This is a genomic window from Micromonospora sp. IBSANI012, assembly GCF_052814045.1.
The window spans coordinates 1765203-1784557 of the sequence record NZ_CP199933.1; the positions used below are offsets into that span (position 1 = coordinate 1765203).

Below are 19355 nucleotides of genomic sequence, written 5' to 3' on the forward strand. Positions count from 1 at the left end.
GACCGGCAGGATGGGCGCATGACGCTCTCGCTGCCCATCGACCCCGAGGCCAACCGGCTGCTGGAGCGCAGCCCGCTGGCCCTGCTGACCGGCATGGTCCTCGACCAGCAGATCCCGCTCGAGAAGGCGTTCACCTCGCCGTACGTGCTGGCGCAGCGGCTGGGGCACGAGCCGGACGCCCGGGAGCTGGCCGGGTACGACCCCGAGGCGCTGGTCGAGATCTTCGCCCGGCCACCGGCGCTGCACCGCTTTCCGAAGGCGATGGCGGCCCGGGTCCAGCAGGTGTGTCAGGTGCTCGTCGACCGGTACGACGGCGACGCCGCCCGGCTCTGGTCGGACGCCGCGGACGGGCGGGAGCTGCTGCGCCGGATCGGCGAGCTGCCCGGCTTCGGCAAGCAGAAGGCGCAGATCTTCGTCGCACTGCTCGGCAAGCGGTACGACGTGCGCCCGGACGGCTGGCGGGAGGCCGCCGGCGGGTACGGCGAACCGGACGCGTACCGGTCGGTGGCCGACATCACCGACCCGGAGTCGCTGCGCCGGGTGCGCGAGTTCAAGCAGCAGATGAAGGCGGCGGCCAAGGCGACGAAAGCCTGACGCCACCGCTTCCCGTGCGCGATCGTGAGTTCGTCGGGCGACGACGGCGGGCGGGGGGATGGCGGAGCAACCGGGGGAGCGGTTCCTCCGCGGCGAGGAGACCTCGCCGCGGGCGACCTTCCTGGAACTTTTCTTCGACGTCGCCTTCGTCTTCGCGCTCACCCGGGTGTCGAACCGGCTGGTCAACGACTTCACGGTGGAGCGGCGGCTCGTCCTGCCCGAGGCGGGGCAGACGCTGCTGCTCCTGCTCGCCCTCTGGTTCGTCTGGTCGCTGACCACGTGGACGACGAGCCGCTACAACCCCGACCAGCCGGCGCTCCAGCTGGTCGTGGCCGGTTCGATGTTCGGCAGCATGGTGATGGCGGTGTCGCTGCCGGAGGCGTTCGAGTCCCGGGGTCTCTCCTTCGCGCTCGCCTACGTCGCCGTCCAGGTGGGCCGCCCGCTCGTCCTCACCGTGGTGATGCGGGGTCATCGGGAGCGGCACATCGCCGGCCGGATCCTCGCCTGGTCCGCGGTGGCGGGGGTGCCGTGGATCGCCGGAGGAATCCTGCAGGACGACGCCCGCGGGGTGCTCTGGACCCTTGCGGTGATCATCGACTACGGCGCGGGGCGGCTGGGCTGGCCGCTGCCGGGACGCGGCCGTACGCCCGCCTCCTCGTGGACGGTCACCGGTGAGCATCTGGCCGAGCGCTACCAGCAGTTCATCATCATCGCGTTGGGCGAGATGATCCTCATCAGCGGATTCACGCTGAGCGGGAGCGAGTTCACCCCAGCGCGGTGGGTCGCCTTCGCCATCACGTTCGCCACCACGGCCCTGCTCTGGCGCATCTACTTCTACCGGGCCGGTACAGTGCTGGCGGACGCGGTGGCCGGGTCGGCCCGGCCGGGGCGGCTCGCCGAGTCGGCGACGTACACCCACCTGGTCATGGTGGCCGGCATCGTCGCCTCCGCCGTCGGCTATGAGATCGTCATCGCCCACCCCGGCGGGCACACCGACCCGGCCTGGCTCACCGTGATCATCGGCGGCCCGGCGCTCTTCGTGCTCGGTCGGGCGCGCTTCGAGTACGAGGTGTTCGGACGGGTGTCCCGGACCCGGTTGCTGGGGCTGGTCGTGCTGGTGGTGATGGTGCCGCTGATGACGCGGCTGCCCCCGCTGGCGGTCGCCGCGGCCACCTCGACCGTGGTGGCCGGAATCGCGCTGGCAGACGCGCTGCGGGCGCACGGCCGTCCGCCCGAGCAGCCCTCGCCGCCACTGTTGTGACGGACGGTCAGGCGGCGGTCGGGCGGGACAGCGAGGCCAGTGCCCGCCGTACGTCGGCGAGGGAGACGGTGGCGGAGTCGTCCAGGTCGGCCAGCCCGGCCTCGATCCACTGCCGCATCAGCGTGGTGACCCCGATGCCCCGGGCCTCGGCGGCCGCCCGGACCCGCTCGTAGGTCTCCAGCGGCAGGCGTACCGAGCGGCTGACCATCGGCACGTCGCTGTCGGGGGTGGGCAGCTCCACCGGCTGGCTCTCGTCGATCAGCTCGGCGAACGCGTCGTCGCCACCGTGGAACCGCTTGGTCGCGTCGTCACGGTTCATCGTGACCGCCTCCTCGTCGGCGATCCCTCCGCACGGCCTCGTCGTAGCGCTTGGCCTCGACGTCGCTCAGGTCGCGGGCGGAGAGGATGTCCCAGTCGTTGTCGGTGCCGTCGGCCTCGGCGAGCAGCACGGCCAGCCGCCTGCCGCGGCGGTTCGCCGCGTAGACGACCATGACGTCGTCGCCCAGGTGCCGGATCACCCGGCGGGTGCTGTGCAGGGCTTCCCAGACTTCCCCGGGTGTGACGTCGTAGACCCGCAGGTTGGTCAACGCCTCGTCGGTGAAGCTGAAGCGGTTGCCCACGAGCGGAGCGTACCACGGGCGTAACACGCACTGGGATGGGTCAATTTTCGCTGATCACGGCCCGGGAGTGACAGGATGGGTCGTAATCCCCTCGAGGAGGTCCGTGGTGAAGCGTCAGGCGTACCAGCCGATTCTGATCACCGACGCCTCGCGCAGCCAGGACGACCAGCTCACCAGTCGGCAGAAGCGCTACGTGCTGATGATGGGCATCCGGGTGGCCTGCGTGATAGTCGGCGCGATCCTGGTCGGCGCGAAGGCCCCGCTGCTCTGGCTCTGGCTGCCGCTGTGCGCCGTCGGGATGGTGCTCATCCCGTGGCTGGCGGTGCTGCTGGCCAACGACCGCCCGCCGAAGGAGCAGCACCGGCTCGCGGGGAAGTTCCAGCCCAGGATGCGCGACGAGACGCCGCCGATGAGCCTGACCGCCGAGGAGCGGCCGCACAAGGTCATCGACGTCGAACCCTGACCGCCGGGCGCCGGACCCTGCAGATCCGGCGCCCCTGCCGGTGCGTTCGGGTCAGCCCGTCGGCCGGGCGCCCACCGTCGAGACGGCCAGGGCTCCGAGATCACCGGCCCGGCCCAGCGCCGCCCGCGGCTCCGCGCCGCCCAGCCAGGCGGTCAGCAGGCCCGCCGCGAAGGCGTCCCCGGCACCCGTGACGTCAACCACCGCGACCCGCCGGGCGGGCGCCACACTCACCGTCGCGCTCCGGTCGACCCAGACCGCCCCGGCCTCGCCCCGCTTCACCACCACCCGCCGGGCCGACACCGACAGCGCCCGCGCCTGCGCCCCCGGATCCAGCCCGCCGGCGAGCACCCCGGCCTCGTCCGCGTTGACCAGGAGCAGGTCGACGTCGCGTACCCAGGACAGGAAGGCCGCCGCGCCGACCCGCCGCAGCGGCGCCGCGGACGCCGCGTCGACGCTGGTGGTGAACCCGCGCGCGCGGGCGGCGGCCAACGCCGCCAGCCCGGCCGGCCGCGACGCGGCGTCCAGCAGGCAGTACCCGGACAGATGCAGGTGCGCGGCGTCCGGCGCCGCGGCCAGCGCCCGCTCGACGTGCTCGACGGTCAGCCGCAGGTTCGCGCCGCGTTCGGTGACCATCGTGCGTTCCCCTGCGGTGGCCAGCACGATCACGGTGCCGCTGGCGTGGCCCGGATGCACCTCGACGGCGCACTGGACGCCGACTCGCTCCAGTTCGGCCACCCGGTCCCGCCCGGCGCTGTCGTCGCCGACCGCGCCCACCAGCGTCACCGGCACGCCCTGCGCCGCGATCCACGCCGCGGTGTTGGCCGCCTGGCCACCCCCGCTGACCTGGATCGTCGCCGGGGTGTCCGAGCCGGTGGCCAGCGGCCCGGCCAGCACCGCCACCACATCGGTGATCAGGTCACCGACCACGACCACCCGGGACGGGCCGGTCATGCCGGCGTGTCGGTGCGCAGGGCGGCCGCGGCGACGGCGATCCGGGCGGCCAGGTCGGCGTTGCGCAGGATGATCCGCACGTTCACCGCCAGGCTGGCGCCCTCGGTGGCCGAGTGGAAGTGGGCCAGCAGGAACGGGGTCACCGCCTTGCCGGTCACCCCCTCGCGGCCCAGCCGGGCGAGGCCCTTGGCGAGGGTCCGGTCGTGCAGCGCCGGGTCGAGCTGCTCGTCGGTCGGGAGCGGGTTGGCCACGATCAGCCCGCCGCCGTGCACCCCCTGCTGCTCCCGGGCGGCCAGCACGTCCGCCACCTGCTCCGGGGAGTCCACCGACCAGTCCAGGTCGAAGCCGGCGTCGGTCAGGTAGAAGCCGGGGAACCGCCGGGTGCGGTAGCCGACCACGCCCACGCCGAGGGTCTCGAGCCGCTCCAGCGTCGCGCCCACGTCGAGGATCGACTTCACCCCGGCGCAGACCACCGCGATCGGCGTCCGGGCCAGGGTGACCAGGTCGGCGGACTCGTCGAAGGTCTGCGCCGCCTCCCGGTGCACGCCGCCCAACCCGCCGGTGGCGAAGACACCGATCCCGGCCGCTGCGGCGACCGCGCTGGTGGCGGCCACCGTGGTGGCGCCGTCCGCGCCGGTGGCGGCGGCCACCGCCAGATCGCGTACGGAGAGTTTGCTCACTCCGTCGACGGTGGCGAGGCGGGTGAGCTGGGCGTCGTCGAGGCCCACCACCAGCTCGCCGCCGACCATTCCGATGGTGGCCGGGACCGCGCCGGCCTCCCGTACGGCCCGCTCGATCTGGCGGGCCACTCGCAGGTTGTCCGGTCGGGGCAGACCGTGCGAGACGATGGTGCTCTCCAGGGCGACGATCGGTCGACCGTCACGCAGGGCGTCGGCGACCTCAGCGCCGAGACGGATGTGAAAGTTGGTCACCTCCGTTACCGTACGGGCCGCCGTCGGGGTGGGCTGCGGTGGACCGGCCCCCACCGACCTGCCAAACTGGAAAGTTGGAGGTGTCAACAGTGAGCACACAGATTCTCGAACGGCCGGAGCTGAAGGATGCGGACACCGGTCCGGAGATGTTCCACTACGTCCGCAAGGAGAAGATCGCCGAAAGCGCCGTCATGGGTACCTTCGTCGTGGCGCTCTGCGGCGAGACGTTCCCGGTGACCAAGGCGGCCAAGCCCGGCTCGCCGGTCTGCCCGAAGTGCAAGGAGATCTACGACTCGTACGGCGAGTGATCCCGGGCGGCCGGTCCGGCCGCCCCCGTACGCTTCGGCGGTGTGACCACCTCCACCGCCCTGCTCTTCGCCGACCTGACCGGGGTGGCCGTTTTCGCCGCCTCCGGGGCCTCCGCGGCGGTGGCCAAACGGCTCGACCTCTTCGGCGTCGTCTTCGTCGGCTTCGTGGCCGCCCTCGGCGGCGGCATCTTCCGTGACCTGGCCATCGACGAGGTGCCCCCGCTGGCCTTCGCCGACTGGCGGTACGCCACCACCGCCGCGGTGACCGCCGCCGCCGTCTTCTGGCTGCACCCGCAGCTGGCCCGGCTGCGCACCACGGTGCTGGTGCTGGACGCGGCGGGCCTGGCGCTGTTCACCGTCACCGGCACGCTCAAGGCGCTCGACGCCCACGTACCGCCGGTCGGCGCCTGCGTGATCGGCATGCTCACCGCCATCGGCGGCGGGCTGGGCCGGGATCTGCTCACCGCCGAGATCCCGGTGGTGCTGCGCCGGGAGATCTACGCGGTCGCCGCGCTGGCCGGCGCGGTCGCGGTGGCCCTGCTCGACGCCGCCGGACGCGCCGGCACGGCGCCGCTGACCGCCGCCGCCCTGCTGGTTTTCGCGCTGCGGCTGGTGGCGCTACGGCGGCGCTGGTCCGCCCCGGTGGCCACCCTGCGACCCCCGAAGACCGGGGTCCGCGGCCCCCAAACCTGACCACCCGCTCGCGTCCTTTCACCCCGCGCGCCGCGCCCGGCCGCGCGTTTTGCGGCGTGTCGCGGTATCGCCGGGGCCCGAACACCGCGGCACGCCGCAAAACGGGTCGGGCTGGCCCCGCTACCGGCGGCGGCTGGCGAGTTCGCATCCTGGCTGTGCGCCTTGCGGCGTGTCGCGGTGTCGCGGGGCCGGGATGCCGTAACACGCCGCAAGGCGGGTCGGGCCAGCCGTGCCGGCTGCCGGTCGGGCCGGCCTCGCCGCCGGTGCCGGCCGACGAGGTCGCACACACCGGCCGCTCGGTTTGCGGCGTGTTGGGGTGTCGCCTGTGCGGGACAGCCCGACACGCCGCAGAGCGGGTCGGGTGGGGCGCGGGCGGGGGTGGCGGATGTGACCAGCGTGGCGTCGAGTGGGGCGAGCGGCGTCTGCTGGTTATGCTGAGTCGGCCTTCGCGGCATCTTCTGCGCGGAGGCGTTTTCATGGGCGGCGGTACCCGTGGCCCTCGGCCGGGGTCCGCCATGGTGCGGTCGGAGAGGAGCCCCGCGTGGCAGCCCGGTTGCCGGCGCTAGAGACGTTCCCGCCCCTGCGTGCCTGGCAACGCAAGGCGATGGTGGAGTACCTGCGCCGCCGCACCGACGACTTCACCGCGGTCGCCACCCCCGGCGCCGGCAAGACCACCTTCGCCCTGCGGATCGCCGCCGAGCTGCTCGTGGACGGCACCGTCGAGGCGGTCACCGTGGTCGCCCCGACCGAGCACCTGAAGACCCAGTGGGCGAGCGCCGCCGCCCGGGTCGGCATCCAGCTCGACGCCGCGTTCCGCAACGCCGACGTGCACTCCTCCACCGACTTCCACGGCGCGGTCGTCACCTACGCGCAGGTCGGCATGGCCCCGCAGGTGCACCGACGGCGCACCATGACCCGGCGCACGCTGGTCATCCTCGACGAGATCCACCACGCCGGCGACTCCCGATCCTGGGGCGACGGGGTCAAGGCCGCCTTCGAGCCCGCCGTACGCCGGCTGATGCTCACCGGTACGCCATTCCGCTCCGACGACAACCCCATCCCGTTCGTCACCTATGAGCGCGGCGGCGACGGGCTGCTGCGCTCGCGCGCCGACTCGGTCTACGGCTACTCCGACGCGCTGCGCGAGGGCGTGGTCCGGCCGGTGCTCTTCCTGGCGTACTCGGGGGAGACCCGGTGGCGCACCAACGCCGGCGACGAGCTGGCGGCGCGGCTGGGCGAGCCGATGACGCAGGACCTGGTGGCGCAGGCCTGGCGTACCGCGCTGGACCCCGCCGGGGACTGGATGCCCCAGGTGCTCCGGGCCGCCGACGCCCGGCTGACCGTGCTGCGCAACGCCGGCATGCCGGACGCGGGTGGCCTCGTCATCGCCAGCGACCAGCAGAACGCCCGCTCGTACGCGAAGCTGATCGAGCAGGTGACCGGCGAGAAGGCCGCGGTGGTGCTCTCCGACGACGTGGGGGCGTCCGCGCGGATCGCGACGTTCGCGGCGTCCGAGCAGCGCTGGCTGGTGGCGGTCCGGATGGTGTCCGAGGGCGTCGACATTCCCCGGCTGGCGGTCGGCGTCTACGCCACCAGTGCCAGCACCCCGCTCTACTTCGCCCAGGCGATCGGGCGTTTCGTGCGGGCCAGGCGGCCGGGGGAGACCGCCTCGGTCTTCGTGCCCAGCGTGCCGCACCTGCTCGGGCTGGCCAGCGAGATGGAGGCCGAGCGGGACCACGTGCTCGGGAAGCCCAAGGAGTCCGACGGCTTCGACGACGACCTGCTGGAGCGCGCCCAACGCGACGACCAGGCCAGCGGTGAGCTGGAAAAGCGTTTCACCGCGCTCTCCGCGACCGCCGAGCTGGACCAGGTCATCTTCGACGGCGCGTCCTTCGGCACCGCGGCCCAGGCCGGCACCCCCGAGGAGGAGGAATACCTCGGCCTGCCCGGTCTGCTCACCGCCGACCAGGTCTCCATGCTGCTCACCAAGCGGCAGGCCGAACAGCTCGCCGCGCAGCGTCGGCGGGCGGCCACGCAGACCGCTGAGCCGGCCGCTGACGCCCCGGCGGCGCCCGCCGCACCGATGAGCGCCGCCCAGCGTCGGGTGGCCCTGCGCCGCCAGCTGAACGCCCTGGTGGCCGCCCGGCACCACCGCACCGGCCAGCCGCACGGCAAGATCCACGCCGAGCTGCGCCGCCTCTGCGGCGGCCCGCCCAGCGCCCAGGCGACGATCGAGCAGCTCGAAGAGCGCATCGCCACCGTCCAAACCCTCTGACCCCACCCGCCCCGGCCACCCCGGCCATCAAGATCCGCGCACTTTCACGGAAAGTGTGGCTATTCGGCGCGTCGAGGCCACTCATTCCGTGAAAGTGCGCGGATCTTGGGCGGGGCGCGGGGCGCGGGGCGCGGGGCGCGGGGCGCGGTGGGGGAGAGAGCGCAGACGAAGCCGGCCGGGAGCCCCTTGGGGCTCCCGGCCGGCTATGTCGTCGTTATGTGGTTGCGGATTCAGTTCGCCATCAGATCGGCGCCACGCCAGCTGAACTCCGGGTCCGTCGCGAACTTCACGGTGATCTTCACGAGATCCTCCGCGTACTTGTTCGCGTGGTGCCCACAGAACACCAACTCGCTCCCACCCGCCAGAGTGATCCGGAGCTTGCCGGCAGCATTGCAGCGGTCGCACCGTTCATCGGCGGCTGGGGGAGCCACCGTCTCGGGCGGCGGCGTGAGGGTCGGGGTCATCGCCTTCCTCCTCTGGTCGTCACCGATGAACACTCTCTTCGGTCGTTGCTCACCCATCGTGCAACACCCTCGTCGGGCCCTGCCTTCCCTGTGTGCCCGCGGGCGACCGAGGTCACACATGGCAGGGAGACAGTGTGCCGTGTGCCAAGGGTGCCACGTCAACGATCACAAACAGGCAACCGACCGATCACCTTTGAGTGTTCTACGGCTAGTGGTCAAACCGACACGGCTGGTTGACGTGAAGGGGTCAGTCCAGGTAGTCGCGGAGCACCTGGGAACGGGACGGGTGACGCAGCTTGGACATGGTCTTGGACTCGATCTGCCGGATCCGCTCCCGGGTCACCCCGTACACCTGGCCGATCTCGTCCAGGGTGCGCGGCTGACCGTCGGTCAGGCCGAAGCGCAGGCGTACCACGCCCGCCTCACGCTCGGAGAGCGTCTGCAGCACCTGCTGGAGCTGGTCCTGCAGCAGCGAGAAGGAGACGGCGTCGACCGCGACGACGGCCTCGGAGTCCTCGATGAAGTCACCGAGCTGGCTGTCGCCCTCGTCGCCGATGGTCTGGTCCAGCGAGATGGGCTCCCGGGCGTACTGCTGGATCTCCAGCACCTTCTCCGGTGTGATGTCCATCTCCTTGGCCAGCTCCTCCGGGGTGGGCTCGCGGCCCAGGTCCTGGAGCAGCTCGCGCTGGATCCGGCCGAGCTTGTTGATCACCTCGACCATGTGCACCGGGATGCGGATGGTGCGGGCCTGGTCGGCCATCGCCCGGGTGATCGCCTGCCGGATCCACCAGGTGGCGTACGTGGAGAACTTGTAGCCCTTGGTGTAGTCGAACTTCTCGACCGCGCGGATCAGACCGAGGTTGCCCTCCTGGATCAGGTCCAGGAAGGCCATGCCGCGGCCGGTGTAGCGCTTGGCCAGCGAGACGACCAGTCGGAGGTTGGCCTCCAGCAGGTGGTTCTTGGCGCGCTCGCCGTCGCGGGAGATCCAGCCCAGGTCCCGCTGCATGTCGCGGGTGAGCTTCTCCTCACCCTCGTCGGCCGCGCGCAGCCGCTCGGCGGCGTAGAGCCCGGCCTCGATCCGCTTGGCGAGCTCCACCTCCTGCTCCGCGTTGAGCAGCGGCACCTTGCCGATCTGCTTGAGGTACGCCCGGACGGAGTCGGCCGAGGCGGTGAGCTCGGCGTCGCGACGCGCCTGCTTGAGCGCCTCGGACTCCTCGTCGTCCCACTCGAAGTCGTTGTCCGTGGCGGAGCTGGCCGCGTCGGCCTCGGCGGCCTGGGTCAGCTCGGCCGGCTCCTCGACCACCACGTCCTCGATCACGGCCGCGAGCTCCTCGGGGTCGATCTCGCCCTCGGCGCCCTCGCCCTTGGCCTTGCCGGCGGTGGCCTTGGTGGCCTTGCCGGCCGCGGCCACCGTCGCCTTGGTGGCGCGGGTGGACTTCGTCGCCTTGGCGGCCGGCGCGGCGGCCTTGGCGGCCACGTCGGCGGTGGTGGCGGCGGCCTTGCGCGGCGCCGCCTTGCGCGGGGCGGGCGCCGGGGCCTCGTCGGCGGCGGGCGCCTGCTTGGGGGCGGGCGCCGCGGCCTTCTTGGTGGTCTTGGCGGTGGTGGCACGCGAGGCCGGGGTGGCGGACCGGGCCGCGGCGACCCGGCGACGGGTGCTGGCCGAGCCGTCCACGACCACGGTCACCCCCGCATCGGAGAGCGCCCGCAGAATCTTCTTGGCCTGGGCCGGGGTCACCTCAGCGGACTCGACGGTGCGCGCGAGCTGGGCCGACGTCAACTGGCCGCCGGCGCTCTGCGCGTGGGCGATCAGGGTGTCGGTGAGCGAGCGAACGTCGGCGCCGGTCTGGCGGGGTTCTGTCACGAATGACCTTCCGGAGGCGAAGAGCGAGCACGGCCGGGTCGTCCGGCGCAGCGTGGGGCACCGTGCCGGGCGATGTCGTTGAGGGACCCCCGTGTCCCGGGCCGGCCGTCCGGCGGCGGTCCGTGGCGCGTGGGCAGGGTGAATTGTAACGCCGTCTGCGGCGATCATCCTGCGGCGCACGGCGTACCGGCGGCGGGGACCGCCGATTCGGCGCAGATGTGGACTTTGTAAGGATGATACCTGCGCGCACGGCGGGGCGTCCCGATCGTGCGGGAAGGGACGAACCATGACTCGTTCGGCGCCGAAACCGGCCGAACTGCTCACGATCGCGATCGATGTCGCCCGGCAGGCCGCGGCCACCGCGCACCGGATGCGCGCCGAGGGGGTGTCGGTCGCCGCCACCAAGAGCACCGTCACGGACGTGGTCACCGCTGCGGACCGCGCCGTCGAGCGCCAGGTCCTCGACGCGCTGCACCGGGTACGCCCCGACGACGCCGTCCTCGGCGAGGAGTACGGCGCCGGGGCGGCCGACGGTGCGGCCAGCGGGGTGCGCTGGATCGTCGACCCGATCGACGGCACGGTGAACTACCTCTACGGACTGCCGTACTGCGCGGTGTCGCTGGCCGCCGAGGTCGACGGCGAGGTGGTCGCCGGGGTGGTGCGCAACGTGGCCACCGGCGAGGAGTGGACCGCCACCGCGGGCGGCGGGGCCTGGCGCGACGGGCAGCGGCTGCGCTGCTCGACCGAGGTCGACCTGGGCCAGGCGCTGGTCGCCACCGGATTCGGCTACGACCCGGCTCGCCGTTCGCATCAGGCCCGGGTGATCGCCGAGCTGATCCCGCACGTCCGCGACATCCGCCGGCTCGGCGCCGCCGCCCTGGACCTCTGCCTGGCCGCCGAGGGACGGGTGGACGCCTACTACGAGAAGGGGCTGGCCGCCTGGGACCAGGCGGCCGGTGGCCTGGTGGCCGCCGAGGCGGGACTGCGGGTCGCCGGGCTGGGTGGCCTGCCGGCCGGCCCGGACCTGGTGATCGCCGCGCCGCCGGCGCTCTTCGCGCCGCTCCACGACCGGCTCGCCGACCTCGACGCCTCCGGCGGCCCCTGACCGCCCCGGACAGGGCCGACCAGGCCGGGGGCTCCGGCGGCCCTTGACCGTCCGGGCCGGCCGACGCGGGCCGGCGCCTCCGGCGGCTCCTGCCCGCCCCGGACACGGCTGCCCCGGGCTGGGCCTCCCGCGGCCCTTGACCGTCCGGGCCGGCCGACGCGGGCAGAACCTGCTCCGCTGACCGGAGCCGGACGGCGGCGGCCGGCGCGACCGGCCGGATCTCCGACAGTGAAACGGCGGTGTCCCGGGGAACACCGCCGTTTCGGTCAGATCAGTCCGGTCGGTCCGCCGGCCCGGCCGGCGGAACGGTCACTTCTCGACGGGCATCGGGCAGGAGCCGGCCGGCGCCTCGGGCGCGCCCAGGTCGCCCAGGGACTGGTTCACCTCGGTGGTGGTGGCCAGCTGCTGAAAGCCGTTGCCCAGCACGACGTCGACGGTGTCGTCCTTGCGCTTGGCGTCGTACACGGGCTCGGCGTTGTTCAGGAAGTAGGCCCGCAGCAGGTGCGCGGAGCCGACGCCCTTGGGGCCGTAGCGCAGCACCGCCACCTCGTCGACGCCCTTCGGCGCGGTGGCCGTCTTCTTCACCTGGAACTTCCGGTTGCGGAAGTCGTCGGCGATGTTGCCGGCCAGACCGATCTGGTCGGTGGCGTTGAAGACGTTGATCTTCACGTCCTTCGGCTCGCGCAGGGTGATGTCGGCAAGCGGCCAGCCCTCGGGGCAGCCCCCGGCGGCGCCCGCCCTACCCTGGGTGTCCCGCACCATGGCGACGACGACGAAGACCAGGGCGACCACCGCCAGCAGACCGACGACAACGAGTGCTCGCACTCGCGCAAAACTCATCTGGGCGCTCCCCGGACAATGATGGGTGGCGGCGGCCAGCCGGTGGTCGGGCCGCCCCGCCGGCCGTCGAGTACGCCGCTGAGGTTAACGGTTGTCCGACCGTCGCGTGGAAACAGTCCGACATGCCGGCGCGCCATCCGGGAAGCGGGTACTACTACCCCTATCTTCGTGTCGCCTGAGTCACATTGGGAACAACTCGGGGTGCTGGGGCGTACATCTCAGCCACGAGGGCGGTATACATGCCTCGCCCGAGGGGGGTAAGGTTCCGCGCTCGCTGGGGGAGGCCCCTGTCGGCCCCCGGCCAGAGCGGCCGGCGGGTCGGGTGACCGACACAAAGGGTGGCCGGCCAGTGGGAACCGAAACAACGTCGTCCGGCGTTACAACCGGAAGCGACAATATCGATATGGGAGAGTGAACCGATGGCCACCGACTACGACGCCCCGCGTCGCGACGAGGTCGACCTCGGCGAGGACAGCCTGGAAGAGCTCAAGGCACGGCGGGTCGACTCACAGTCGGGCGCCGTGGACGTCGACGAGGCCGAGGTGGCCGAGAGCTTCGAGCTGCCCGGCGCCGACCTGGCCGACGAGGAGCTGACCGTCAAGGTCCTGCCGATGCAGCAGGACGAGTTCCGTTGCGGCCGCTGCTTCCTGGTCCACCACCGGAGCCAGCTGGCGGTCGAGCGCAACGGCGAGCTGATCTGCCGCGAGTGCGTCTGACCCCGAACCGCACATCGGCGGCGGCCGCCACGACGGGGCCGCCGCTGCCCGAGCTGCCGTGCGGGGGCGGCGGGGAGCTGCTTGACTCGTAACAGGCGGTGACCACGCCGACGGGAGCACGGGAGGTCGGGCGGCATGAGCGAACGCGACGAGCGGGCCGGTGGGCCGGCGGGGGGTACGCCGACCGGGCCGCGCCCCGGCGCCGGGGCGGACGCCTCGGCGCAACCCGGAGCCACGACGCGCCCGGAGACGGGTGCCACCCATCGCCCGGACGGCGCCGGCGGCCCGCGCACCGGGGCCACCGATGCCCGGGAGGCGGCACCGTCCGGCGCCGGCCCGACGTCCGGTGGCGCGGCCGGAGCGGCCGGCGGCACCCTCGACGCGCCGTCCGGCACGCCGGAATCGGCCGACCGCGCCGCTGAGGAGCTCGGTGCCACCGTCGCCGCGCTGACCGCCGACGACATCGAACCGGCCCGCCGCCGTCAACTGCTGGCGCGCGCCAGCGGGCTGGCCGACCGGTTCAAGCCGAAGGCCGCGCTGCGCTGGATGACCGACACGGTCTCCGACGTGGCGCCGCGCATCCCGGTCCGGGACCTGGCCACGCTGCGCCGGCACCTCCCGGGCGCCGGGGCCACCGGTGCCCGGGAGGCGGCACCGTCCGGCGCCGGCCCGACGTCCGGTGGCGCGGCCGGCGACACCCTCGGCGCGCCGTCCGGCAGGCCGGAATCGGCCGACCGGGCCGCTGAGGAACTCGGTGAGACCGTCGCCGCGCTGACCGCCGACGACATCGAGCCGGCCCGCCGCCGCCAACTGCTCACCCGGCTGGTCGGGCAGGCGCGCGCCCGCGGGCTGGCCGACCTGTTCAAGCCGAAGGCCGCCCTGCGCTGGATGACCGACACCGTCTCCGACGTGGCGCCGCACATCCCGGTCCGGGACCTGGCCACGCTTCGCCGGCACTTCCCCGGACTGGACGACGAGGCGCTCGCCGAGCGGCTGGTGCGCAACGCCGCCCGGGCCACCGCCGGGGTGGGCGCCGCCGGCGGCGGCGTCGCCGCCGTGGAGTGGGTGGCCACCCCGACCCTGCTCTCGGCGCCCGTGCTGCTGGCCGCCGAGACGGTCGCCGTGGTGTCGATCGAGCTGAAGCTCATCGGGGAGCTGCACGAGGTCTACCACGTGCCGCTGCCCACCGGGGGCAGCCAGCGGGCGATCGCCCTGATGCAGTCCTGGGCCAACCAACGCGGAATCAACCCGATGACGCCCGGGGTGGGCGTCGGCGCGGTGCTCGGCACCGCGGCCCGCAAGGAGCTGCGGGACACCCTGCTCAGGCGGTTCGGGCGCAACCTGACCACGCTGGCGCCGTTCCTCACCGGCGCGGCCGTGGCCAGCTACCTCAACCGGCGGGCCACCCTGACCCTCGCCGACGAGATCCGCCGGGACCTGCGCCGCAAGGGTGGGGCGCTGCCCGGCGGCCGGCGGGCCCTGCCCTGAGGAGTCAGGCCGCGTCGCGGGCGGCCATGACCGCGCGGGCCAGCTCGACCGGGTGACGGGTGCTGACCACCCAGAACGGGGTCGGGTCGGCGGGATCGTCCAGCACCACCTGCACCGCGCCGCCGATCCAGGGCCGCTGCACCACGAAGGCCAGCGGATCCGCGCCCACGCCGAGGACCTCGCGGCGCCCGGCGGCGTCCAACGGGACCACGTCCGCCACGTACCGCACCGGCAGGTGGGCGTCGTCCACGAACAGCTCGCCGTCGCGCACCGCCACCCGGACCCGGCCCAGCCACCACAGCGCGAGCGCCGTCGCCGGCGGGAGGACCACGAAGGGCAGCCAGGCCCGCACCCCGGGCGCGCCCATCCACAGCTCGGCGGCCAGCAGCCCGGACAGGGCCAGCCCGACCACCCAGAGCCACCAGGGCAGGCTCAGCCGTTCGGAGTGCTCCGCGGCCGCCGCGGTGCGCGGGGCCGGCGAGGACGGGGAAGGCGACACGCTCACACCTGCGAGGGTACGGCGCGCGGTGGCCGTCCGACCCGGCAGGATGGCAGGGCCACCCCCACGAACCCGACGGAAGAGGGAGCACCGTGACCCACGTCGTACCCGTGCCCGTGCGGCAGCTCGACCCGGAGCTGCCGCTGCCCGCGTACGCCCATCCCGGTGACGCCGGCGCCGACCTGGTGGCCGCCGCGGACGTCGAGCTGCCCCCCGGCGGCCGGGCCCTGGTCCCGACCGGGGTGGCGCTGGCGCTGCCGGAGGGGTACGTCGGCCTGGTGCATCCGCGCTCCGGCCTGGCCGCCAGGCTCGGCGTGACGGTGCTCAACGCGCCCGGTACGGTCGACGCCGGCTACCGGGGTGAGATCCTGGTCAACCTGATCAACCATGATCGGGACACGCCGGCGAAGATCTCCCGTGGCGATCGCATCGCGCAGCTCGTTGTGCAGCGGGTGGAGCGGGCGGATTTCCAGCCGGTGGCCGAGCTGCCCGGGTCGCGGCGCGGGGCCGGTGGACACGGCTCGACCGGCGGACACGCCGGTCTGGTGCCGCCGCCCGCGACCGGTCGACGGGAAGATCCCGACCGGGCGGGCGGACAGACGGAAGAGGTGGCAGGGTGAGTGCGAACAGCGGAGGGTGGGCGCAGTGATCTTCAGCCGGAAGCGGGCCGACGGCGGGCGGGGTGCCCGTGACGAGCGGGCCGCCGAGGTCCTCGACTCGTACGACGCCGAGCCGACGGGTCCGTCGCGTGGCCCGTACGACAGCTCGGAGGCGCCGGACGGCGTGGAGCGGCTCGACCTGGGCAGCCTGCACATCCCGGCGGTGCCCGGCGTCGAGGTGCGCGTGCAGGCCGACCCGCAGGGCGTGATTCAGCAGGTCGTGCTGGTGCACGGGGAGAACGCCCTCCAGCTCGGCGTCTTCGCCGCGCCCCGGTCCGAGGGCATCTGGGACGAGGTGCGCGAGGAGATCCGCCAGTCCCTCTTCGCCGACGGCGCCGCCGCCCAGGAGGTCGAGGGCGAGTACGGCACCGAGCTGCACGCCCGGGTACGCACCCCGGACGGCCTGACCGACCTGCGTTTCGTCGGCATCGACGGGCCGCGCTGGATGGTCCGCGGTGTCTACCAGGGCGCCGCCGCCACCGACCCGGCCGCGGCTGGGCCGCTGGCCGAGTGCCTGGACGGCCTGGTCGTCGACCGGGGGCACGAGGCGAAGCCGGTCCGCGAGCCGCTGCCGCTGCGGCTGCCCCGCGAGGTCGCCGAGCAGGCCGAGGGGGGCGAGGGCGGCGCTCCGGCGCCCGCCCCGCGCGAGGCCTGACCGGCACGGCAACGACCACTCACCGGGCCCGGCACCGTCCACCGACGGAGCCGGGCCCGGTGCCGTGTCCGGCCGGTCCCGGCCGCCTCCGCCCGCCCGGATGGGCCCGCCCGCCGTCGCGGGTACGCCGGACCGGCCCGGCGGGTGGGATCGGCGTACGCTGGCGGGACGGTTCCGGCATCGGCGGGGCCGGGCCAGTGCCGGCGCGGGCCGGTCAGCGTGGAGAGGGTGGCGCGGAGGTCATGACGACCGACGAGGGCCGGGTGTCGCTGCGGCGCATCCTGCAGCGGCTCACCGCGAGCGAGGCCGAGATCGAGGCCGAGGAGCTGCAACGGGAGAGCGCCGAGTGCGGCGGGGTGCCGGCCCGGCAGTGCATGCGCGGCCAGGTGGTCTCGGTCGCCGGCCGGCTCCGCACCGTGGTCTACACCCCGCGGACCAACCTGCCCACCCTGGAGGCGGACCTCTACGACGGCAGCGACGTGGTGACCCTGGTCTGGCTGGGCCGGCGGCACATCGCCGGCATCGAGCCGGGGCGGCACCTCACCGCCCGCGGCCGGGTGGCCGTCCGGGACGACCGCAAGGTCATCTACAACCCGTACTACGAGCTGGAGTCGCCGAAGTGACGACGGGACAGCAGCCGGCCACCGCGCCACAGATGCCCCCGGAGGACGACGGGCAGCTGCCCAGCCTCGCCGAGCAGATGGCCGACCAGCTCGGCGGCTGGCGGGGCCTGGTCGAGTCCAGCATCCCCGTGCTGGTCTTCGTGCTCGCCAACATCGTGGGCGACCTGCGGCCCGCCGTGATCGCCTCGGTCGGGGTGGCGGTGCTGATCGCCGTCGCGCGGCTGGCCCAGCGGCGTCCGGTCCGGCACGCGGTAAACGGGCTCGTCGGCATCGCCATCGGCGCGTTCATCGCCTGGCGCACCGGCGACGAGCGGGACTTCTACCTCCCCGGCATCCTCTACGGCATCGCCTACGGGGTGGCCCTGCTGATCTCGGCGGCGATCCGCCAGCCGCTGGTCGGCTGGATCTGGTCGGTGCTGGTCGCCAAGGGGCGCTCGGAGTGGCGCGACGATCCCCGGCTGGTGCGCACCTTCACCCAGCTCACCGTGCTCTGGGGCGTGGTCTGGCTGGCCAAGGTGGGCGTGCAGGCCGGGCTCTACCTGGCCCACCAGGACACCGCGCTGGGCGTGGCCCGGCTGGTGCTGGGCTACCCGCCGTACGCGCTGCTGCTGCTGATCACCGTCTGGACGGTCCGCCGGGTGACCCGGCAGGGCGCGCCGCGGCCGCTGCCCGGCGCCTGAGCCCGTCCGGCCACCCGCTGGGCGGCGCTCCCGGCCGTCTCTGCCACCGCTGGCCCCCGGCCGGACGCCTGAGCGGCCGTGCAGCCGGCCGAACACCGCCGGGCCGGCACCTGCCCCGCCGCGCAGTGGGCTGAACGCCCGCTGGGCCCGGCGCCGGGTGGTCCGCCGGCCGGCTCAGCCGCGGCCGCGGGTCCGCTCGACGCTGTCGGGGCCGAGGATCACCGCGCGGACCTCGTCCTCCACCTCGGCGGTGCAGACGAAGATCAGCTCGTCGCCGGCCTCGATCGGGTCGTCCGGACTGGGCACCAGCACCCGCTTGCCGCGCAGGATCGCCACCAGCGCGGCGTCCCGGGGGATCGGCACCGCGTGGATCGGCTGACCGACGTAGGGCGCGGTCGGCGGCAGGGTGATCTCGACCAGGTTCGCCTCGCCCTGCCGGAAGGTCATCAGCCGGACCAGGTCGCCGACGGTGACCGCCTCCTCGACCAGCGCGGCCATCACCCGCGGCTTGCTGACCGCCACGTCGACGCCCCACTGCTCGGTGAAGAGCCACTCGTTCTCGGCCCGGTTGACCCGGGCGACCACCCGGGGCACCGCGAACTCGGTCTTGGCCAGCAGCGACACCACCAGGTTGACCTTGTCGTCACCGGTCGCCGCGACCACCACGTCGCAGCCGGCGACGTTGGCCTCCTCCAGGCTGGTCAGCTCGCACGCGTCGGCCAGCACCCAGTCGGCGGCCGGCACCCGGTCCGGGCGCAGCATCCGGGGCTGGCGCTCGATCAGCATCACCTGGTGGCCGTTGTCGATCAGCTCCTGGGCGATCGACCGGCCGACGTTGCCGGCGCCGGCGATGGCGATCCGCATGCTCAGAGCCCTCCTTCGGGCGGCGTCGCGGCCACCGCGGTGACCGAGGCGGCGATGTCGTCGGTGACCAGCACGTAGAGCTGGTCACCCTCCTGCACGACGGTGGAGGCGGTGGGCAGCGTGCCGATGCCGAAGCGGATCAGGTACGCCACCCGCGCCCCGGCCGCCTCCTCCAGCTGGTGCAGCGGCCGCCCGACCCACTCCTTGTGCACCGGCACCTCGACGATCGAGACGGTGCTGGTGGGGTCGCGGAAGATCTCGATGTTGCCCTCGGGGACCAGGTGCCGCAGCATCCGGTCGGCCGTCCACCGGACGGTGGCCACGGTGGGGATGCCGAGCCGCTCGTAGACCTGCGCCCGGCGCTGGTCGTAGATGCGGGCGGCGACCCGGGAGACGCCGAACGTCTCGCGGGCCAGCCGGGCCGAGATGATGTTGGAGTTGTCGCCGCTGGAGACGGCGGCGAAGGCGTCCGCGCGCTCGATGCCGGCCTGGCGCAGCACCTCGCCGTCGAAGCCGGCGCCGGTGACGGTGATGCCGGCGAAGTCGGGCCCGAGGCGGCGGAACGCGTCGGCGTCCTGGTCGATCACCGCCACCGAGTGACCCCGGGACTCCAGGCTGTGGGCGAGGGTCGAGCCGACCCGGCCACAGCCCATGATCACGACATGCACTGGTGTCCCTCCCAAAGGTGCCGCCCGTTCGGCGGACGGCGGTGCTCTCTGCGAGCGTGCCACGTCCGCCGCGCCGACGGGGGACCGACCGTACCGCGCGGCTGCGCGCGGTGGTGATCAGGCACCCCCGACGGTC

The 19355-nt window shown here is 73.8% G+C and carries 23 protein-coding genes; 13 read left to right on the top strand and 10 right to left on the bottom strand.

Annotation, left to right across the window (positions count from 1 at the left end; translation table 11 throughout):
- Positions 1-18 precede the first annotated feature (18 nt).
- Positions 19-594 carry an HhH-GPD-type base excision DNA repair protein gene (locus ACTWM8_RS08295; protein ID WP_446213287.1) on the top strand — a complete coding sequence of 192 codons (576 nt, stop codon included), beginning with the start codon at positions 19-21 and terminating at the stop codon, positions 592-594.
- A gap of 58 nt (positions 595-652) precedes the next feature.
- A complete protein-coding gene (locus tag ACTWM8_RS08300) occupies positions 653-1855 on the top strand; it encodes a low temperature requirement protein A (RefSeq protein ID WP_446213288.1) in 1203 nt (400 codons plus the stop codon).
- A 7-nt stretch (positions 1856-1862) separates the two neighbouring features.
- Here the strand turns inward: ACTWM8_RS08300 and ACTWM8_RS08305 are convergent, their stop codons facing one another.
- The gene (locus ACTWM8_RS08305) at positions 1863-2174 is read right to left on the bottom strand and encodes a hypothetical protein (RefSeq protein ID WP_154942855.1); all 312 of its coding nucleotides are present in this window, start codon (positions 2172-2174) and stop codon (positions 1863-1865) included.
- Entirely contained in the window at positions 2164-2475 is a 312-nt protein-coding gene (locus tag ACTWM8_RS08310; RefSeq protein WP_246158594.1) for a hypothetical protein, read from the bottom strand. The genes ACTWM8_RS08305 and ACTWM8_RS08310 overlap by 11 nt, the downstream gene beginning before the upstream one ends.
- A gap of 106 nt (positions 2476-2581) precedes the next feature.
- Between ACTWM8_RS08310 and ACTWM8_RS08315 the strand changes: the two genes are divergently transcribed.
- Entirely contained in the window at positions 2582-2938 is a 357-nt protein-coding gene (locus ACTWM8_RS08315) for a DUF3099 domain-containing protein (protein WP_179803732.1), read from the top strand.
- Between the two features lie 51 nt (positions 2939-2989).
- On the opposite strand, the gene ACTWM8_RS08320 is transcribed toward ACTWM8_RS08315, so the two are convergent.
- Both ACTWM8_RS08320 and ACTWM8_RS08325 read right to left on the bottom strand, forming a co-directional pair.
- The gene (locus tag ACTWM8_RS08320) at positions 2990-3889 is read right to left on the bottom strand and encodes a carbohydrate kinase family protein (protein ID WP_446213289.1); all 900 of its coding nucleotides are present in this window, start codon (positions 3887-3889) and stop codon (positions 2990-2992) included.
- A complete protein-coding gene (locus tag ACTWM8_RS08325) occupies positions 3886-4821 on the bottom strand; it encodes a pseudouridine-5'-phosphate glycosidase (protein WP_446213290.1) in 936 nt (311 codons plus the stop codon). The genes ACTWM8_RS08320 and ACTWM8_RS08325 overlap by 4 nt, the downstream gene beginning before the upstream one ends.
- Before the next feature lie 89 nt (positions 4822-4910).
- Between ACTWM8_RS08325 and ACTWM8_RS08330 the strand changes: the two genes are divergently transcribed.
- The 3 genes from ACTWM8_RS08330 (at position 4911) to ACTWM8_RS08340 (ending at position 8097) form a co-directional block, all read left to right on the top strand.
- Positions 4911-5129 carry a DUF3039 domain-containing protein gene (locus ACTWM8_RS08330; RefSeq protein WP_088963331.1) on the top strand — a complete coding sequence of 73 codons (219 nt, stop codon included), beginning with the start codon at positions 4911-4913 and terminating at the stop codon, positions 5127-5129.
- A 42-nt stretch (positions 5130-5171) separates the two neighbouring features.
- Positions 5172-5822, top strand: a complete 651-nt coding sequence (locus ACTWM8_RS08335) for a trimeric intracellular cation channel family protein (protein ID WP_154942859.1) — start codon at positions 5172-5174, stop codon at positions 5820-5822.
- A 541-nt stretch (positions 5823-6363) separates the two neighbouring features.
- Positions 6364-8097 (top strand): DEAD/DEAH box helicase, encoded by a 1734-nt coding sequence (locus tag ACTWM8_RS08340; protein ID WP_446213291.1) that lies wholly within the window; start codon positions 6364-6366, stop codon positions 8095-8097.
- A gap of 230 nt (positions 8098-8327) precedes the next feature.
- Here the strand turns inward: ACTWM8_RS08340 and ACTWM8_RS08345 are convergent, their stop codons facing one another.
- Positions 8328-8561: a DUF7455 domain-containing protein gene (locus ACTWM8_RS08345; RefSeq protein ID WP_088646450.1), complete on the bottom strand. Its 234-nt coding sequence runs from the start codon at positions 8559-8561 to the stop codon at positions 8328-8330.
- A 247-nt stretch (positions 8562-8808) separates the two neighbouring features.
- Positions 8809-10422, bottom strand: coding sequence for an RNA polymerase sigma factor (locus ACTWM8_RS08350; RefSeq protein WP_446213292.1), 1614 nt, complete (start codon positions 10420-10422; stop codon positions 8809-8811).
- A 286-nt stretch (positions 10423-10708) separates the two neighbouring features.
- Between ACTWM8_RS08350 and ACTWM8_RS08355 the strand changes: the two genes are divergently transcribed.
- Positions 10709-11527, top strand: coding sequence for an inositol monophosphatase family protein (locus tag ACTWM8_RS08355; protein WP_446213293.1), 819 nt, complete (start codon positions 10709-10711; stop codon positions 11525-11527).
- Positions 11528-11836: 309 nt separating this feature from the next.
- On the opposite strand, the gene ACTWM8_RS08360 is transcribed toward ACTWM8_RS08355, so the two are convergent.
- The gene (locus ACTWM8_RS08360; RefSeq protein ID WP_446214500.1) at positions 11837-12352 is read right to left on the bottom strand and encodes a LytR C-terminal domain-containing protein; all 516 of its coding nucleotides are present in this window, start codon (positions 12350-12352) and stop codon (positions 11837-11839) included.
- A gap of 434 nt (positions 12353-12786) precedes the next feature.
- On the opposite strand from ACTWM8_RS08360, the gene ACTWM8_RS08365 reads away from it, so the two are divergent.
- Positions 12787-13083: a DUF4193 domain-containing protein gene (locus tag ACTWM8_RS08365; protein WP_046565779.1), complete on the top strand. Its 297-nt coding sequence runs from the start codon at positions 12787-12789 to the stop codon at positions 13081-13083.
- A gap of 546 nt (positions 13084-13629) precedes the next feature.
- Complete coding sequence (locus ACTWM8_RS08370; RefSeq protein WP_446214501.1) at positions 13630-14571, top strand: hypothetical protein; 942 nt, start codon at positions 13630-13632, stop codon at positions 14569-14571.
- A 4-nt stretch (positions 14572-14575) separates the two neighbouring features.
- Here the strand turns inward: ACTWM8_RS08370 and ACTWM8_RS08375 are convergent, their stop codons facing one another.
- Positions 14576-15070: a DUF3093 domain-containing protein gene (locus tag ACTWM8_RS08375; RefSeq protein ID WP_446214502.1), complete on the bottom strand. Its 495-nt coding sequence runs from the start codon at positions 15068-15070 to the stop codon at positions 14576-14578.
- Positions 15071-15162: 92 nt separating this feature from the next.
- On the opposite strand from ACTWM8_RS08375, the gene dut reads away from it, so the two are divergent.
- The 4 genes from dut (at position 15163) to ACTWM8_RS08395 (ending at position 17687) form a co-directional block, all read left to right on the top strand.
- The gene (gene dut, locus ACTWM8_RS08380; protein ID WP_154942865.1) at positions 15163-15690 is read left to right on the top strand and encodes a dUTP diphosphatase; all 528 of its coding nucleotides are present in this window, start codon (positions 15163-15165) and stop codon (positions 15688-15690) included.
- A gap of 25 nt (positions 15691-15715) precedes the next feature.
- Positions 15716-16384 (top strand): DUF3710 domain-containing protein, encoded by a 669-nt coding sequence (locus ACTWM8_RS08385; protein WP_446213294.1) that lies wholly within the window; start codon positions 15716-15718, stop codon positions 16382-16384.
- 242 nt (positions 16385-16626) lie between these two features.
- Positions 16627-17007 carry an OB-fold nucleic acid binding domain-containing protein gene (locus ACTWM8_RS08390; protein WP_446213295.1) on the top strand — a complete coding sequence of 127 codons (381 nt, stop codon included), beginning with the start codon at positions 16627-16629 and terminating at the stop codon, positions 17005-17007.
- A complete protein-coding gene (locus ACTWM8_RS08395) occupies positions 17004-17687 on the top strand; it encodes a DUF3159 domain-containing protein (protein WP_446213296.1) in 684 nt (227 codons plus the stop codon). The genes ACTWM8_RS08390 and ACTWM8_RS08395 overlap by 4 nt, the downstream gene beginning before the upstream one ends.
- A 174-nt stretch (positions 17688-17861) precedes the next feature.
- On the opposite strand, the gene ACTWM8_RS08400 is transcribed toward ACTWM8_RS08395, so the two are convergent.
- Both ACTWM8_RS08400 and ACTWM8_RS08405 read right to left on the bottom strand, forming a co-directional pair.
- Positions 17862-18551: a potassium channel family protein gene (locus ACTWM8_RS08400; protein ID WP_446213297.1), complete on the bottom strand. Its 690-nt coding sequence runs from the start codon at positions 18549-18551 to the stop codon at positions 17862-17864.
- 2 nt (positions 18552-18553) lie between these two features.
- On the bottom strand, positions 18554-19219 hold the full coding sequence (locus ACTWM8_RS08405) for a potassium channel family protein (RefSeq protein ID WP_238450518.1): 666 nt from the start codon (positions 19217-19219) through the stop codon (positions 18554-18556).
- Positions 19220-19355: the final 136 nt, after the last annotated feature.

Excerpts from the sequence above, each read along its gene's own strand:
- ACTWM8_RS08365 (WP_046565779.1), top strand. The coding sequence starts at position 12,787 with ATGGCCACCGACTACGACGCCCCGCGTCGCGACGAGGTCGACCTCGGC.
- ACTWM8_RS08370 (WP_446214501.1), top strand. The coding sequence starts at position 13,630 with ATGACCGACACGGTCTCCGACGTGGCGCCGCGCATCCCGGTCCGGGAC.
- ACTWM8_RS08345 (WP_088646450.1), bottom strand. The coding sequence starts at position 8,561 with ATGACCCCGACCCTCACGCCGCCGCCCGAGACGGTGGCTCCCCCAGCC.
- ACTWM8_RS08390 (WP_446213295.1), top strand. The coding sequence starts at position 16,627 with ATGACGACCGACGAGGGCCGGGTGTCGCTGCGGCGCATCCTGCAGCGG.
- ACTWM8_RS08400 (WP_446213297.1), bottom strand. The coding sequence starts at position 18,551 with ATGCGGATCGCCATCGCCGGCGCCGGCAACGTCGGCCGGTCGATCGCC.
- ACTWM8_RS08320 (WP_446213289.1), bottom strand. The coding sequence starts at position 3,889 with ATGACCGGCCCGTCCCGGGTGGTCGTGGTCGGTGACCTGATCACCGAT.
- ACTWM8_RS08295 (WP_446213287.1), top strand. The coding sequence starts at position 19 with ATGACGCTCTCGCTGCCCATCGACCCCGAGGCCAACCGGCTGCTGGAG.
- ACTWM8_RS08355 (WP_446213293.1), top strand. The coding sequence starts at position 10,709 with ATGACTCGTTCGGCGCCGAAACCGGCCGAACTGCTCACGATCGCGATC.
- ACTWM8_RS08305 (WP_154942855.1), bottom strand. The coding sequence starts at position 2,174 with ATGAACCGTGACGACGCGACCAAGCGGTTCCACGGTGGCGACGACGCG.
- ACTWM8_RS08300 (WP_446213288.1), top strand. The coding sequence starts at position 653 with ATGGCGGAGCAACCGGGGGAGCGGTTCCTCCGCGGCGAGGAGACCTCG.